At 44.5% G+C, this 16,410-nt stretch carries 11 protein-coding genes; 4 read left to right on the top strand and 7 right to left on the bottom strand.

Features of this window, described 5'->3' with window-relative positions; translation table 11 throughout:
- Window positions 1-3: 3 nt before the first annotated feature.
- Window positions 4-1,308, top strand: a complete 1,305-nt coding sequence (locus tag B0E43_RS26660; protein ID WP_077347468.1) for a dihydrolipoamide acetyltransferase family protein — start codon at window positions 4-6, stop codon at window positions 1,306-1,308.
- Between the two features lie 40 nt (window positions 1,309-1,348).
- Here B0E43_RS26660 and B0E43_RS26665 read toward each other — a convergent pair whose 3' ends face one another.
- The 5 genes from B0E43_RS26665 to B0E43_RS26685 form a co-directional block, all read right to left on the bottom strand.
- Window positions 1,349-4,201 (bottom strand): PAS domain-containing hybrid sensor histidine kinase/response regulator, encoded by a 2,853-nt coding sequence (locus B0E43_RS26665; protein WP_077347470.1) that lies wholly within the window; start codon window positions 4,199-4,201, stop codon window positions 1,349-1,351.
- Window positions 4,201-5,112: a Cache sensor protein gene (locus B0E43_RS26670; protein ID WP_139352668.1), complete on the bottom strand. Its 912-nt coding sequence runs from the start codon at window positions 5,110-5,112 to the stop codon at window positions 4,201-4,203. The genes B0E43_RS26665 and B0E43_RS26670 overlap by 1 nt, the downstream gene beginning before the upstream one ends.
- A 125-nt stretch (window positions 5,113-5,237) precedes the next feature.
- Window positions 5,238-5,477, bottom strand: coding sequence for a hypothetical protein (locus B0E43_RS26675; protein ID WP_077347474.1), 240 nt, complete (start codon window positions 5,475-5,477; stop codon window positions 5,238-5,240).
- Entirely contained in the window at window positions 5,474-5,893 is a 420-nt protein-coding gene (locus B0E43_RS26680; RefSeq protein ID WP_254423364.1) for an OsmC family protein, read from the bottom strand. The genes B0E43_RS26675 and B0E43_RS26680 overlap by 4 nt, the downstream gene beginning before the upstream one ends.
- A gap of 108 nt (window positions 5,894-6,001) precedes the next feature.
- Window positions 6,002-9,379: a methylmalonyl-CoA mutase family protein gene (locus B0E43_RS26685; protein ID WP_077347476.1), complete on the bottom strand. Its 3,378-nt coding sequence runs from the start codon at window positions 9,377-9,379 to the stop codon at window positions 6,002-6,004.
- A gap of 162 nt (window positions 9,380-9,541) precedes the next feature.
- On the opposite strand from B0E43_RS26685, the gene B0E43_RS26690 reads away from it, so the two are divergent.
- Both B0E43_RS26690 and B0E43_RS26695 read left to right on the top strand, forming a co-directional pair.
- Window positions 9,542-10,885, top strand: a complete 1,344-nt coding sequence (locus tag B0E43_RS26690; protein WP_077347478.1) for a sugar porter family MFS transporter — start codon at window positions 9,542-9,544, stop codon at window positions 10,883-10,885.
- Complete coding sequence (locus B0E43_RS26695; RefSeq protein ID WP_077347480.1) at window positions 10,878-11,753, top strand: carbohydrate kinase; 876 nt, start codon at window positions 10,878-10,880, stop codon at window positions 11,751-11,753. The genes B0E43_RS26690 and B0E43_RS26695 overlap by 8 nt, the downstream gene beginning before the upstream one ends.
- Window positions 11,754-11,940: 187 nt before the next feature.
- Here the strand turns inward: B0E43_RS26695 and B0E43_RS26700 are convergent, their stop codons facing one another.
- On the bottom strand, window positions 11,941-12,408 hold the full coding sequence (locus B0E43_RS26700; RefSeq protein ID WP_077347482.1) for a histidine phosphatase family protein: 468 nt from the start codon (window positions 12,406-12,408) through the stop codon (window positions 11,941-11,943).
- A gap of 157 nt (window positions 12,409-12,565) precedes the next feature.
- Here B0E43_RS26700 and topA point away from each other — a divergent pair, with 157 nt between their 5' ends.
- A complete protein-coding gene (topA, locus tag B0E43_RS26705) occupies window positions 12,566-14,896 on the top strand; it encodes a type I DNA topoisomerase (protein WP_077347484.1) in 2,331 nt (776 codons plus the stop codon).
- 131 nt (window positions 14,897-15,027) lie between these two features.
- On the opposite strand, the gene B0E43_RS26710 is transcribed toward topA, so the two are convergent.
- Complete coding sequence (locus B0E43_RS26710; protein ID WP_077347902.1) at window positions 15,028-16,041, bottom strand: virulence RhuM family protein; 1,014 nt, start codon at window positions 16,039-16,041, stop codon at window positions 15,028-15,030.
- Between the last annotated feature and the right edge of the window lie 369 nt (window positions 16,042-16,410).

Genomic DNA, 16,410 nt, shown 5'->3' on the forward strand with positions numbered 1-16,410 from the left:
GCTATGGCAAGTGTAGAAATGCTGATGCCCAAAATGGGTGAAAGTATCATAGAAGGCACCATCCTCACCTGGCTGAAAAAGGAAGGAGATTCCATTGAGCAAGACGAGTCTGTCCTAGAGGTGGCCACTGACAAAGTTGACACAGAAGTTCCTGCCACACATGGGGGAATACTTACAAAGATCCTTGCCAAGGAAGGAGATGTCGTAGCTGTGGGTGCTCCGATCGCGGTTATTGAAACTGCCTCTGAAAATGGAGTTGCCACTCCCGCCCCAAAGAAAGAAAAAGCTTCTTCCAAAGAAGAATTGGTAGCAGCCGCACCTGCAAATACTGCTGCGATCCTATCCATCCCTGAACCTGAAAATGAAACCCCGTCTGCTGATGGACGATTCTATTCACCCTTAGTGAAAAACATCGCCAAGGAGGAGGGAATCTCCGGTATGGAACTCTCCAGAATTCCGGGTAGCGGAAAAGACGGCCGAGTCACCAAAGACGACATTTTGGGTTTTATCAAAACGCGAAAAGAGTCTGAAGTCCAAAAGCAAAATGTAAAATCGATTCCTTCCATTTCCGAACCAAAGGCACAGATCAGTATCTCAGCCACCGATGAAATCATCGAAATGGATCGGATGAGAAAGATGATCGCGCTGCGGATGGTGGAGTCCAAGCGCATATCTGCACACGTCACCTCCTTTGTGGAAGTGGACATGACCAATATTGTGCTCTGGAGGGAAAAGAACAAATTGGCCTACAAAGCCAAATATGGAGAAGGAATTACCTATACTCCTTTTTTCATAGAAGCCGTAGCAAAAGCGATCCGTGACTTTCCGATGATCAATATTTCTGTTGACGGTGAAAGAATCATCAAAAAGAAAGACATCAACGTAGGAATGGCTGTGGCACTTCCCTCAGGAAACCTAATCGTTCCAGTTATCAGAAATGCCGATCAGTTAAATCTCGTGGGTATTTCCAACAAAGTAAATGAACTGGCCAACCGGGCAAGAAATAACAAACTCACTGCAGATGACCTGGCAGGTGGCACCTATACGGTATCCAATGTGGGGTCCTTTGGAAATATCATGGGCACACCGATCATCCCCCAGCCACAGGTAGCCATCATGGCAGTTGGTGCCATAGTCAAAAAGCCGGCTGTCGTTGAGACTCCAACTGGTGATGTGATTGCCATCCGCCACAAAATGTTCCTATCCCACTCCTATGACCATCGAGTGGTCGATGGTGCTTTAGGCGGAATGTTTGTCAGGAGAGTTGCTGATTATCTGGAGGAGTTTGACCTTCATACTGGCTTATAAATGGGAATGGCCCCGGAATGATCCGGGGCCATTCTATTTTTCATCCGACCCTCTCACGCATCTTTCGATAGTAAAATTCCAACTTGTCTGCCAAAGAGGCCAGACGGATCGGCTTGGTCAGATAATCATCCATTCCAGATTCCAGAGCCTTTTTTTGGTCCTCCTCAAACACGTTGGCTGATAGTCCGATTATAACTAGATTGCTCTTCCCTTTCAGCTTTCTGATTTCTCTGGTAGCCTCCAATCCGTTCATCAAAGGCATCTGCACATCCATCAAGATCACATCAAAGTCCTGGTTTTTCACCTTTTCGAGAGCCTCTTCCCCATTTTGAGCCACTTCAAACTGAAAGCCCAACTGCTGAAACATCAAGGTCATGAGCTGAAGATTCAGATCATTGTCCTCTGCCAAAAGTATTCGTAATGGAAATACCGTCCCCATTTCCCGGATATCTTTCCAAGTCAATTCCTGACTTTCTGGGGTGATGATATTTTGATCTGCTTTTTTGACAATCACCGAAAAGCTGAACACCGAACCTTTGCCAATTTCGCTTTCGATTTCAAGCTGCCCCCCCATCAATTCAATGATTTTCTTGGCAATTGCGAGGCCTAGGCCGGTTCCCTGATAGGTTCTGGTATTGGAACTTTCCACTTGGTAAAAAGGATCTGCCAAATGCTCCAGATGCTCTTTCGAAATTCCGATTCCTGTATCGGTAATTTGAAATGATAAAACATAGAAAAGATCATCCACGGCACTCAAATCCATTACTACACCTACTGTTCCATGCTCCGGAGTAAATTTGATCGCATTTCCGATCAGGTTCAATAGGATCTGATTGATTTTTCCTTTGTCTCCTTCCAAAAAAATATTCCCCAGGAAGCCAATGCTTACTTCTATTTTGATGTTTTTCTTGCCTGCAAGTCCAGAAAGAATTTTTATTTGGTCCTTCAATTCTTCTTCAGGATCAAAAACAATGTTCTGAATCTGGATTTTTCCGGATTCTATCTTTGAATAATCAAGAATATCCCGAATGATCGTCAAAAGGGAATTGCCTGAGTTTTTGATGATTTCGACATACTGTTTTTGGATTTTATTGAGGTTGGTACTCTCAAGCAAATCGATAATCCCCAACAAGCCGTTCATCGGGGTTCGGATCTCGTGGCTCATGTTTGCCAAAAACTCAGATTTCGCTTTGCTTGCCAGATCAGCTGCATTCATTGCCTCGACAAGACCTTTTTCCCAGATTTTTTGTCCGGTAATATCTTTGGAAATAGACATGATCTGATTTTCATCCAATGGAAAAAAACGCATCTCATGGTGTCTATCCCCCATGGAAGTTTGCCATACTACATCTATCGTCTGAATACTGCTGGTAGTTTTTGCCTTGTGAAATACCCTCAAAAGGTCCTCAGCCTGACCATGCGGTACAAATTCCTTAAGCGATTTTCCCAAGGCAGCCATAGCAGGTTCATGCAGTCCTTTCTTATCCTGAACATGGAAATCCAAGACAATGCCTTCGTTGTCATAAATAAAAATTGTATCAGGAATGTTGCTGATCAAGGTCCTAAGCCTGTTTTCACTTTGGATTATTTCCTGTCTGGAAAGGAACTGGGAAGTAATGTCAGTCCCGATCCCCATTCCACCGGAAAACCTTCCCTGTTCATCAAAAATCAACTTTTCAAAAACCCTTACCCAGATTTTCTCGCCATTCGGTTTGACAAAATCGTATTCAAGATCGACAAAATCCTTTCCTTCAGACAGCGCTTTGATGGTATGAGACTTCACTAAATTTGCCTGAGGGTGGGTGGAGTCCACCTTAAAAGCCTCCACAAATTCTTCGATAGAATGTCCCAATACTCCTTCGACTTCTTTAGACACCTTGGTGATTTCACCTTTGTAATCATGAAAAAAAACAAAGCCCTTCAATTCTTGCAAGAGCAGGTTTTGCTGGTCAAACAATCTGGAAATCTCTCCCAGGTTTTCTTCCTGAACCTTGATGGAATCCATATTCCCCTTTAGAGACAGGATGAAAAATGAAACTGTACCGATCAAAAGGCCAACTATCCCCAAAAAGAAATAAATATAGGTACTGTAAAACCCTGTGGAGAGTCCTTCCATCGGAACAAAAAAGACCAAAGAAGCAGGGATTTCCCCATTGGCAAAGGAAAAGGGATATTGGGCAAGAATTCCCTCAAAGTCTTCACTACCCTTGCTCCACTTGACTTCATAAAATCCCTTGAGACCCAAATTAATATCCGTCTCAATTCGAACCAGGTCTTTTTCTGCAAGATTGACCTGCTCCACATCCTCATGAAGACCGATAGGAATCAAGGTGGAGTCGTAATACAAAAATTTTTCTCCCCCAGGGTTCAAATAAAAATTGGTGGCGTATTCTCTGGAATATCCCAGAATATCGATTGAATAAAGAATCCGATGGCCTAATTTACCAGTTACTAAAAGCTTTGAATCATGGAATTTTTCTGGAAATGGCTTGTTGGTTTTTTTTCTGATGAAATCATTTCTTTCAGTCATGGTAAAAACCAGGACAGAATCATTCATATCTACCCAAATGGAATCAATCATCCCCGAAAAGGTCGTAAATGTCCTTCTCGCCATCACTGTAAATTCATCACGATAATCCTCTTCATCAAGATCGGGGTCCTCCAGAAAAGAAACCAATATTTTTGACTCTTCCTTGAAGCGGTGCAAGTCCATTTCCAAGCCCCTGGCAGCAAGCTCGGTTTGATTAATCAAAAATTCCTTTCTGGAGTTTACCTGGGCAAAAAAGATCGCATTGAAAAAACTGAAGCCCAAAACAATAACCAGGACCACCAGGATGCTTCCTACCACAGTAGTCTGCCAGAATTTTGAACGATCTATGAAATTTCCAGCCATCAGTTATTGGGGAATATTTCAATCAAAAACCACCCTATAGAAACAAAAGGAACACAAATAGCCTTTCTTAAATTGGCTTCCTCCTGAAATTCAAAATGCTCACTTTTTTCAAGGAGAAATCCCTGAGCCATTTTTCTCACCTCTCTGCTTTTGCTGTTGAACAGGTTAAAATCAGAAATCCTGAAATTATCCGACTGTACTGTTTCCCTATAAACATGGTTTTTCAGCGGTGGCATACTTAATAATTCAATTGCTTCGGCTTTGCCTGCCACTATATCACCATTGGAATTGACCAGAATATACTCACCGGGCTCAGATGCTAAATATTCTTCAATGAAATCTGTAACGGTAAAATCAACTCCCAAAACCGCAAAAAGCTCCTCCCCATCATAAATCGGATGAACCAAGGAAAGTATCCAACCTTTGCCTGCAGGATCTACATAGGCCTCTGGTATCCAAACAAGACCTTTTGTAGGATTATGCTCCAGATCTGCCTCGTAGTAAAAATTAAATTTAGTCACATCAATGTTGGCATCAATGATGTTTTTTGCATCATAGGCAGGATACACCCGGCTCACCTGCATGGCCGAATTGGAATAAACTTGCACTGCCATCCTGTTACTGCTTTTGAAAGCAGCAAATACACTGTCCAGCACATTTGTCAAAATCACTTCCTCCTCAGCTTTTTGCCTGTTTGGGGTAGGATTGAGGATTATTAGGGAACTGAGAGTGGAATCCTGACCGGGAAGATTTGTAGAGAAAGCTCCCTCAAATTTGTATGGGTTGGTTCTCGGATTCTTGAGGATAGAGTCTTTTTTGGTTAGAATGTATTCATAAAAATGCGCAACAGTGTCTAATTTCTCAGCCATTACTGCACCCTTCGTTTCCATATCCTGGATCAAGGATCTCATTTTTTGGAAATTTTCTTCAGGGACTTTTTCCAAAGAAGGACTGCATCCTACAAATAAAACTGAAGCTGAAAGGAAAACCTGTATTCCCTTAAGAAAACGCATAACACCAACCGATTTCAGGGAAATTAGAGATTTTCCAACTGCGAACGAAAAGTAATTCCCATTTCATCAAATCTTCGCTTTACTTTTTCAAAAAAATCTCCTTCCAAAAAGGAATCCAGCTCAGACTCCTCCAATACATCCATTTCATTCAGCTTAAAAGTCTGCTCCATGGGACCCAACTCAAACTTGAGGATATACTTATTGTTCCAGGAGAAAATGCTGATTCTCACCTCCTCCCGGATCAATTCTTTAACCACTCTCATTCGGGTCTTCTGACTTCAGATTTGAATGTAATCCTGGATTTCAGCGAGGAAGCTACGGAGCAATACTTCTCTACTGACAAGGCCACCACTTTGGAAAATTCCTCTTCAGTGGCGTTTGGAGAAACGATAGTAAACTTCAGTTCGATGTCAGTAAAAAACGCAGGAACACCGTCATTTCGGATTCCTTCTACAGTTACAAAAAAATCAAGAATTTCTCTTCTCTTTTTCTTCATCATCAACACCGCATCCACCGAAGCACAACTACCCAAAGCAGAAAGCAACAAATCCATAGGTGATTGAGCATGCTTATGCTCAGGATCGTACATGTCGATATTAACCATATTGCCCTGTGCATTGCGGGCTTCATATTCCAGATCCGCCTTCATGCGGACGGTCACGTTTCGCTTATTTGCCATTTATATTTAGGATTTTTGATTTACGATTTACGGGATTTCAGCTTGGCTGCTTCTCCCGAAGCAGAATGATTTTCGATCTTCCGTCTCCGGTCTTCGGTCTTCCAAATTTTACATATTCCTTCTGTATTGACCTCCAACTTCATACAAGGCGTGTGTAATCTGTCCCAAAGAACAAAATTTGGCAGCTTCCATGAGTTTGGTAAAGACGTTTTCATTAGATACAGCCGCCTTTTGCAGATCTGTCAATAATTCATGCTCCAAACCATCAAAAGCCTCGTGTAAGTTCCTCAAGGTTTGAATCTGAGCTTCCTTTTCCTCAAAGTTGGCCCTGATCACTTCACCTGGAGTCACGGTTGGAGATCCTTCAGAGGAGAGGAATGTGTTTACCCCGATAATCGGGAATTCTCCTGTATGCTTGAGCATTTCGTAGTGCAGACTTTCCTCCTGGATTTTTCCGCGCTGATACATGGTCTCCATGGCACCCAAAACTCCACCTCTTTCGGTGATTCGGTCAAACTCCTCATATACTGCTTCCTCTACCAGATCAGTCAATTCCTCGATGATGAAGGCGCCTTGAAGCGGGTTTTCATTTTTAGATAGACCCAATTCTTTGTTGATAATCAACTGGATAGCCATCGCCCGGCGAACAGATGCTTCGGTTGGCGTCGTGATTGCTTCATCGTAAGCATTGGTATGCAGGGAATTACAGTTGTCATAAATCGCATACAAAGCCTGAAGTGTTGTTCGGATATCGTTGAAGTCAATTTCCTGAGCGTGAAGTGAGCGCCCGGAAGTCTGAATGTGGTACTTCAGCATCTGGGAGCGCTCGTTTGCACCGTATTTCAGTTTCAATGCTTTTGCCCAGATTCTTCTTGCCACGCGCCCGATAACTGCGTATTCCGGATCGACTCCATTGGAAAAGAAAAAGGATAGGTTTGGCGCAAAATCATTGATGTTCATTCCCCGAGAAACGTAATATTCCACGTAGGTGAACCCGTTGGAAAGCGTCAGCGCCAATTGCGTGATCGGATTGGCTCCGGCCTCAGCAATGTGATATCCGGAAATGGAAACAGAATAGAAATTCCGAACACTCTGTTCAATGAAATATTGCTGCACATCCCCCATCAATCTGAGGGAAAATTCGGTTGAGAAAATACAGGTGTTTTGAGCCTGATCTTCTTTCAAAATATCCGCTTGCACTGTGCCACGAACTTTGGAAAGTGTATCGGCTTTGATCTTTTCATAGACCTCTTTTGGTAAAACCAAATCTCCTGTCACCCCCAAAAGCATCAAACCCAAGCCGTTGTTTCCATCCGGAATTACTCCGTTGTAGGTTGGTCTTGGAAACCCTTTGTCTTTGTAGATAGAATCGATTTTTGCCTGAACTTCTTCCTCCAAACCATTGGCCTTTATGTATACTTCACATTGCTGATCGATGGCAGCATTCATGAAAAATGCGGTCATCGTAGCAGCAGGGCCATTGATCGTCATGGAAACGGAGGTCATCGGATCTACCAGATTGAAACCTGAATAGAGTTTTTTGGCATCATCCAGACAGCAAACATTGACACCGGAGTTACCGATTTTACCATAGATATCCGGCCTGTAGTCCGGGTCTTCCCCATACAAAGTCACCGAATCAAAAGCCGTGGAAAGGCGCTTTGCAGGCATCCCCGCTGACACATAATGAAAGCGTTTGTTGGTGCGCTCAGGTCCGCCTTCTCCGGCAAACATCCGGGTAGGGTCCTCCCCTTCTCTTTTGAAAGGAAAAACTCCCGAAGTATAGGGAAATTGACCTGGTACATTTTCTCTCAAGCCCCATTTCAGCAGCTCTCCCCAAGCTTCATACTTTGGCAAGGCAACTTTTGGAATCCGGGAACCTGAAAGAGAAAAAGAGATAGTTTGGATTTTTATTTCCTTTTCTCTGACTTTAAATACATAATAATCTTCCTTGTATTTGGCCGCTTCACCGGGCCACTCCTCCAGCCATTTCTTATTTTTCGGATCCAGATTCAATTCCACTTGGGCATAGACTTCCTGAAGTTCCTTGATCAGTCGATCCTTGTCAGCCACATTGGTTGACTTGATGGCTTCAATAGACTTTTGAATGCTGTAGAGTTGTTGAGCGATTTCCTTTTGCTCCTCGACCCACTTGTCGTAATTGCGATTGTTCTCGGTGATTTCGCTTAGGTATCGGGTCCGTGCTGGAGGAATGATATAGATTTTCTCAGAAGTGCCCGCAGTCATTTCAAAACTGCTTTCCCAACCGTGGAATTTTTCATTGACTTTTCCAATGACCGCCCGGTACAATTGATTCATTCCGGGGTCATTGAATTGGGAAGCGATCGTGCCGAACACAGGAATCTTTTCGTCCTCGATATCCCAAAGGTTGTGGTTTCGCTTGAATTGCTTTTTCACATCCCGGATCGCATCGAGTGCTCCACGCTTATCAAACTTATTGAGCGCGATCACGTCGGCAAAGTCCAGCATGTCGATCTTCTCCAATTGAGAAGCTGCACCGTATTCAGGTGTCATCACATAGAGCGAAAGATCGGAATGCTCGATGATCTCCGTATCCGACTGCCCGATTCCCGAAGTTTCAAGGATAATAAGATCAAAACCGGCAGCCTTCACCGTATCCACTGCATCCTGCACGTATTTGGAAAGTGCCAAGTTGGATTGACGGGTAGCCAAGGAGCGCATAAAAACCCTGGGATGATGGATCGAATTCATGCGGATTCTGTCTCCCAAAAGTGCCCCACCGGTTTTTCGTTTGGAGGGATCGACTGAAATTATAGCCAGAGTTTTCTCTTCAAAGTCAATTAGAAATCTCCTAACCAGTTCATCCACCAAAGAGGATTTTCCTGCTCCACCGGTTCCGGTGATTCCCAAAACCGGCGTCAATGAAGTTTTACTCTGCTTTCTTACTGTTTCCAGCAGTGATTTGGAGTTTTCAGGGAAGTTTTCAAAAGCGGAAATTGCCCGCGCGACATGCTCTTTGTGTTCTTTGACCAGGGAAAATTCCTCCGGCAATTCATCACCGATCGGAAAGTCGCATCTCTGAACCAGATCATTGATCATCCCCTGCAGGCCCATCGCACGTCCATCATCAGGCGCATAAATGCGGGTAATTCCGTAGCCATGAAGTTCCTTGATTTCCTCCGGCAGGATGGTGCCTCCACCTCCTCCAAAAATCTTGACATGCCCGGAACCTTTTTCTCGAAGCAAATCATACATGTACTTGAAAAATTCCACGTGACCGCCCTGATAGGAAGTAATGGCAATTGCCTGCACATCCTCCTGAATCGCACAATCGACGATTTCCTGGACAGAACGGTTGTGTCCGAGGTGAATCACTTCACAACCGGTGGATTGTATGATCCGGCGCATGATATTGATCGCCGCATCATGCCCGTCAAACAGCGAGGCTGCTGTAACGATCCGGATGTGGTTTTTGGGTTTGTAAATCTCAGTCGTGATAGTCATGACTTTGGGTTTATATTTTCAGAATGGGTAAAACAATTGCGAAATAAATGGCTGTGGGGCATCATTTTTTGTGCCCGCGAATATAAGAAAATTAAGCCTTGCAGGGTTTTGAATTGCGATCCTTCTCCTTAGTTTAGTGAATCAATCGACCTAAAATAGTCCATGTCCTCAAACCGGTACGCCTTTTTTGTTTCCATTACAGCCGCTTTGGGCGGCTTTTTGTTTGGTTTTGATACAGCTGTAATCTCCGGTGCCGAACGGGATATCCAGGAAGTCTGGAAGCTCAGCGACTGGATGCATGGACTGGCAATTGCTTCAGCGCTTTATGGCACAGTCATCGGAGCATTGTTTGGAGGAATACCCGCAGACAAATGGGGGCGAAAGAAAAGCTTGCTTTGGATCGGATTATTCTACTTTGTTTCAGCCGTAGGATCTGGCATAGCTTGGGATGTAGAATCTTTCACCTTTTTCAGATTTTTGGGAGGATTAGGTGTTGGGGCCTCGTCAGTAGTTGCTCCGATGTACATTTCAGAAATCGCTCCTGCTAAAAACCGGGGACTTTTGGTTGCACTTTACCAGTTCAATATTGTCTTCGGAATCGTGATGGCTTATGTGTCTAATTACCTAATCGGCACTGCGGGAATCGCGGAAGATTGGAGATGGATGCTCGGAGTGGAGGGAATTCCAGCACTGATCTACAGCGTGATGATCTTTAGAATTCCGGAAAGCCCTCGCTGGTTGATTTCCAAATTCAACGATCAGGTGAAAGCCCGGAAAATCCTGACCCGGACTGATCCGGAGGGTGTGGATGAGGCCATCAGGCTCGCCATTGAGGAAGAAAAATCCATGAAGCAAAAGTCTGGTTTTGGAGTTTTGTTTAGCCCGAGATTTTTCTCAAGTACCATGCTTGCTGTGATGATTGCTTTTTTCAATCAGGTTTCTGGCATCAATGCGATCATTTACTTTGCTCCGAGGATATTTGAAATGGCCGGAATCTCCACTGAAAACGCGTTGATTTCCACCATTGGCATTGGGTTGATCAACCTGTTTGCCACATTTTTTGGATTGTATCTGATAGATCGACTTGGAAGAAAAAAACTGATGTCTATCGGGTCCATTGGATATATTATTTTCCTTTCCTTGATGGCCTATAATTTTCTCGGACCGGGAATCCCGGCATTCTGGCTCCCCATTTTCGTATTTGGATTTATCGCATCCCATGCCGTGGGCCAAGGCGCTGTGATTTGGGTGTTTATTTCCGAAATGTTTCCCAACGAGCTCCGGGCTTATGGGCAGTCGCTGGGATCATTCACCCACTGGATCCTGGCAGCAGTGATCGCCAACGTCTTTCCTTTCTTTGCCAATAGTTTCGGTCCGGGTTACATTTTTGCATTCTTTTGTCTGATGATGATCCTTCAGTTACTTTGGGTGATTTTTAAAATGCCGGAAACCAAGGGAAGGACTCTGGAAGAGATTCAAAAAGATTTACAAAAAAGTCATGCGTGATAACGTCGTTATTTTCGGAGAAATGCTTTGGGATTGCTTGCCTTCCGGGCCTGTGGCCGGTGGAGCTCCCATGAATGTTGCACTCAACCTCCATCAGTTAGGTCTGAATTCCCGTTTGATTTCAGCCGTTGGAAAAGACGAAGACGGGGAAAAACTCCTTGAATTTCTAAATGGGTTCGGACTCCCTCTGGATTTGATCCAAACCAAAATCGACCACGAAACTTCCAGAGTTTTGGTAGATACTTCTGATCCGGAAAACATCAAATATTCTATCGTCGCACCGGTGGCATGGGATTTTATCGAATGGAATGAGAAGCTGGACAAAGTCGTCGAGGAGGCCGATGCTTTTGTTTTTGGAACACTTGGAGTCCGAAATCCGGAAAGCCTCAAAACCTTACTCAAACTTCTCCGTCATCCAACTTTGCGGATTTTTGACGCCAACTTCCGTCCTCCATTTTATGATTTTGAAGTGATCGAGACACTTCTCGGCTTTACCGATGTGCTGAAAATCAATGAGGATGAAATGGAGATTTTTGCGGATTATTTCGGGACTGAAGCCACAATAGAGGATTTGTGCTTTCACCTGGATCAGCATTTCCCTATGGAAATCATCTGTGTGACCCGAGGTTCAAAAGGTGCACTGATCTATCAGAAAGGGAAAATGTTTGAGCACCCGGGATATGTCGTTCAGGTCCAGGACTCAATCGGAGCAGGTGATGCGTTTTTGAGCGGGTTTATCAAAACCTTTTTGGAGGAAAAATCACCTGAAGAAATCCTGGATTTCGCCTGTAAAATCGGCGGCTTCGTCGCAACCCAAAAAGGCGGAACTCCCAAATACACCGAGGCGGATATTGAGAATATTGGTTGAATCGCAGTGGTCAGTGATCAGTGGGCAGTATTCAGTGAGCAGTATTCAGTTTGAAAAACAGAGACTGATCGCCGCAAACTGTGACTAATCTCGGCCAAATGCAACTTTATACTGCGACTGATTACTGCAAACTGCAACTGCCTACTGAGACTGCCTACTGCGACTGACCACTGCCTACTGAGACTGCCTACTGCAAAACCTCCTTCAAAATCCCTGTTCCCAGTCCGATCATATACCACTCAGTGATTTCAAGCTCGATGATGGCCATCATTCCGGGCTTCAGTCCGATGTAGTTTTCGTGGGTCAAGTGAGAAAGCAACAGACTGATGGTAGGATTGTGTCCGATCAGAATGCAGGACTCAGCAGTTTTGGGAGTATTTTCGAGCCGCTTTAGCAGAGATTCCAGGTTTCCTTCATAGATATCCCGGGTATATTCCTCCTCCCCGATCTCCATGTATTTCTTGATAATCTCGGCCGTTTCCCGGGTACGGGTAGCTGCGGAACAGTGCAAATAGTCAACTTTCATTTCAGCCGAAAGCAAAATTTCACCCAGCCTATTCAGGTTTTCTTTTCCGCTTTGAGTAAGCTGCCTTTGAAAGTCAACTCCATCCGAAAAGCCTGCCTCACCGTGTCTCAAAAGAATTAAATGCTTCATTACGAAATCGTTTTAACGAGAAGTCCTGACCGATAAACCTCAAAAATCCATCCAATACTAAAGGTCTCATTTTTTTATTATTTGGAGGAGAAGACTAGGCCATCTATTTTTAGCTTTTCAAAATTGGCCTTTCGGTCAAGAATTTCCTCTTTTCTCTATGTCAAAAAATCTAGTCATCGTCGAATCCCCAGCCAAGGCAAAGACCATTGAAGGCTATCTGGGCAAGGATTTCAAGGTAGTTTCCAGCTACGGTCACGTGCGGGATCTTCCCAAAGGCGATAAAGCAATAGATATTAAAAACCGCTTCAAACCGACCTACGAAGTCACTGCCGATAAAAAGGAAGTCATCAAAAATCTGAAAGCACTTTCCAAGGACGCCGAAATGGTGTACCTGGCGAGTGACGATGACCGCGAAGGAGAAGCCATTTCCTGGCATCTAAAAGAAGTCCTCAATCTCAAAGAAGATCGCACGAAGCGGATCGTATTTAGAGAAATCACCAAAAATGCAATTACCAAAGCCATAGAAAATCCTCGTGGAATCGACTATGATTTGGTTAATGCACAGCAGGCAAGAAGGATTCTGGATCGACTGGTGGGTTTTGAACTTTCTCCAATCCTTTGGAAAAAAATCAAAACCGGACTCTCAGCGGGTCGGGTGCAGTCTGTGGCTGTTCGCTTGATTGTCGAGAGAGAGCGCGAAATCGAAGGGCATAAATCAAAGTCATCCTTTAGAATCACTGCGATTTTTGAAGTGGAAGGAAAAACGTTCCAGGCCGAACTTCCAAAGAAATTTGAGACCAAAGCCGAAGCCGAGGATTTCCTGAAGAAATGTCTGGATGCTTCTTTTTCCGTAGCAAATTTGGAGAAAAAGCCGACTAAAAAGACTCCTGCACCGCCTTTTACCACTTCTACTTTACAGCAGGAAGCTTCGAGAAAGCTCTATTTCTCTGTGGCCCAAACCATGTCTGTGGCTCAGAAACTGTACGAGGCCGGTAAAATATCCTACATGCGTACCGACAGCACCAACCTGTCCCAAGAGGCAATGGGTGCTGCAAAAAGTGCCATTGAAAACTCCTTCGGGGCACAATATCACAAGTCCAGGCAGTTTACCACCAAATCGGAAAGTGCCCAGGAAGCTCACGAAGCTATCCGACCTACCGACTTTTCACAAACTCAGGCTTCAGGAGACCGGAATGAGCAACGCCTCTACGAACTTATCTGGAAGCGTGCCATCGCGTCCCAGATGTCGGATGCCGAATTGGAAAAAACCACCATCACCATCGCTATTTCCAATTCTCCTCTCAACCTCATTGCTACCGGAGAAGTAATCAAATTCGACGGATTCTTGAAAGTTTACCTGGAAGACACAGATGACGAACCGGAAGAGGACGAAGAAGGTAACAAATCGCTTTTGCCTCCAATTAAGATCGGTCAAGGACTGAATCTGCAGGAAATGAAAGGTCGAGAAACCTTCAGCAGACCTGCTCCAAGATATACTGAAGCCTCCCTTGTCAAGAAACTCGAAGAACTTGGCATCGGCCGACCGTCTACTTATGCTCCTACTATTTCTACCATCCAAAAGCGGGAATATGTGGTCAAGGAAGCAAGAGACGGCACTCCGAGAAATTATGTCGAAATGAAGATTGCCAAGGGGCAATTTCAGGATTCGACCAAAACTGAAAATACAGGGGCAGAGAAAAACAAGCTCTTCCCTACCAATATCGCCATGGTGGTCAATGACTTCCTGGTGGAGCATTTCCCAAATGTGATCGACTTCCATTTTACTGCACGGGTAGAAAAGGAATTTGATGACATCGCTGCCGGTGGACAGGATTGGCAGGATATGATTGACGGGTTCTATGGTAAATTCCACAAGAGCGTGGAAGAGACCGAGCAGGTTTCCCGTCAGGATATCAACTCCAGCCGATTGATCGGGCAGCATCCCACTTCCGGCAAAAATGTCTATGCAAGACTTGGAAGATTTGGACCGCTGGTGCAGATCGGCGAGACCGAAGATGAAGACAAGCAATTCGCGAGTTTGAAAAAAGGCCAGTTCATCGAAAATGTAACCATGGACGATGCCTTGGAGTTGTTCAAATTACCGCGAGAGGTTGGATTCTTTGAGGACAAAAAGATGACTGCGGCAATTGGTCGATTTGGACCTTATATCCGACATGACAGTTCATTTTATTCTCTGGAAAAAGGTCAGGATCCAATGGCGATTTCAGAAGATGAAGCCGTCACCTTGATTCAAAACAAAAGGGAAGCTGACGCCAAAAAGCATATCAAAACCTTCGATGAAAATCCGGAGATCCAGATCCTAAACGGACGTTGGGGACCTTATATCAAGTTTGGCAAAAACAACTACAAGATCCCAAAAGGCAAAGAAGCCGAGCAACTCTCCTACGCCGAGACGCTCTCCATCATCGAAACCCAACCCGATGCAGGCAAGAAAAAAGGGAAATTCCCGGCGAAGAAGAAGAGTTGATTGAAAGGTAAAAAAGCAAAAACCGACTTGAGAGAGTCGGTTTTTTTTATTTATCAGGCCCTTCACACCATTGAGGAGGAAGCCAAAGAGCCACTTGGAAAATACCTTCTCTAAACTCGCCTCAGTAAATTTCATTTTTTTGGCCTCCCCAGTTTATTAATGTCAGCCTCTATCTCTTTTAGGCTTTCCTCTTTTTCCAGAGCTTTTTGGGTTATCCGATACCTTTCAAATTCGGCCTCTGATTTTTCCAATGCTTGCTGGTGGCTGATCTTTCCCGCATGGCTGAGTAGTTCTCTGCCGTTGAGTTGTAAAATGCTATCCAAGCGCTTGATCCAATCTGCCATATACATCGGAGTGCGCTGCTGGGCCATCGTCTCGGCAAAAGCCAAATACTGCTCTACCAGCAAACCGAGCAACTTGATTTCATCTTCTTTCAGGTAGTTTTTGGCTATGCTTACATCGGATTTTTTGATGGAAAGGACTCCCATTTTGTCGAAGGACTGCATGCCGAGCAAAGGCAAACTGGCGTCTACTCTCCGATACACCAATTCAGCCGCGGTTTGCTCGCTGATCGCCCACAGGAGCTTGTTTTGCACCACTTTGAAAAACTCCAGCGTCTTCTCGTCTTTGGGATCGTAGTCTATACTGGTGGTGTAGATGTCTTTGATTTTCTGGTAGAAGAATCGCTCCGAAAGACGGATTTCCCGAATACGCTCCTGCAATTCATTGAAATAGTTCATTGAATTACCCGACTTGAATCGATCTTCATTTAAGACAAAACCCTTAATGATGTATTCTTTCAGGCGCTGGGTGGCCCAAATGCGGAACTGTGTGCCTTGCGGTGATTTGACCCGGTAACCTACAGAAATGATTACGTCAAGATTGTAGTGCTTTACCTCCTTTTCCTGAGTTTTGCCTGCTATGGCACCGTGTGGAGTGGTGTGTCGGAAATTCCGACATACCACATTTTCCTCCAATTCGCCTTCGGCAAACACATTGGAAATATGTTCCGTGATGGTACTTCTGCCTTTGCCAAACAAAGCCCCCATCTGTGCTTGAGTAAGCCAGACGGTCTCCTCCTCCAGGCGAACATCGATTTTGATCTTGCCGTCTTGGTTTTGGTAGATAAGGATGTCGCTGTTCATAGTCATTGTTAAGTTATGGGCGAATTGCAAACTCACAAAAAAATAAGGATGGAATTGGAAATCCTATCCAGTTCTAACCGAATTTTCCACACCCAGCTGCAGGCCATCAATATCAAGTTTGGCAAATACAATTACAAGATCCCCAAGGGCAAAGTAGCCGAGTAACTCTCCGATGCCGAGATGCTCTCCATCATCGAAACTCAACCCGATGCAGGCCAGAAAAAAGGGGGATTACCGGCGAAGGAGAAAACTTGATTGAAGGATAAAAAAGAGAAAAACCGACTTGAGAGGGTCGGTTTTTTTTGGTTTTAAGCGCTCAAATGAAAATAGATTTTTCCCGAATTCAAATGGGTCTGTATTTGGAGGAAG

Origin of the sequence: Algoriphagus sp. A40 (assembly GCF_002002735.1) — a bacterium.
Classification (GTDB): Bacteria; Bacteroidota; Bacteroidia; order Cytophagales; family Cyclobacteriaceae; genus Algoriphagus.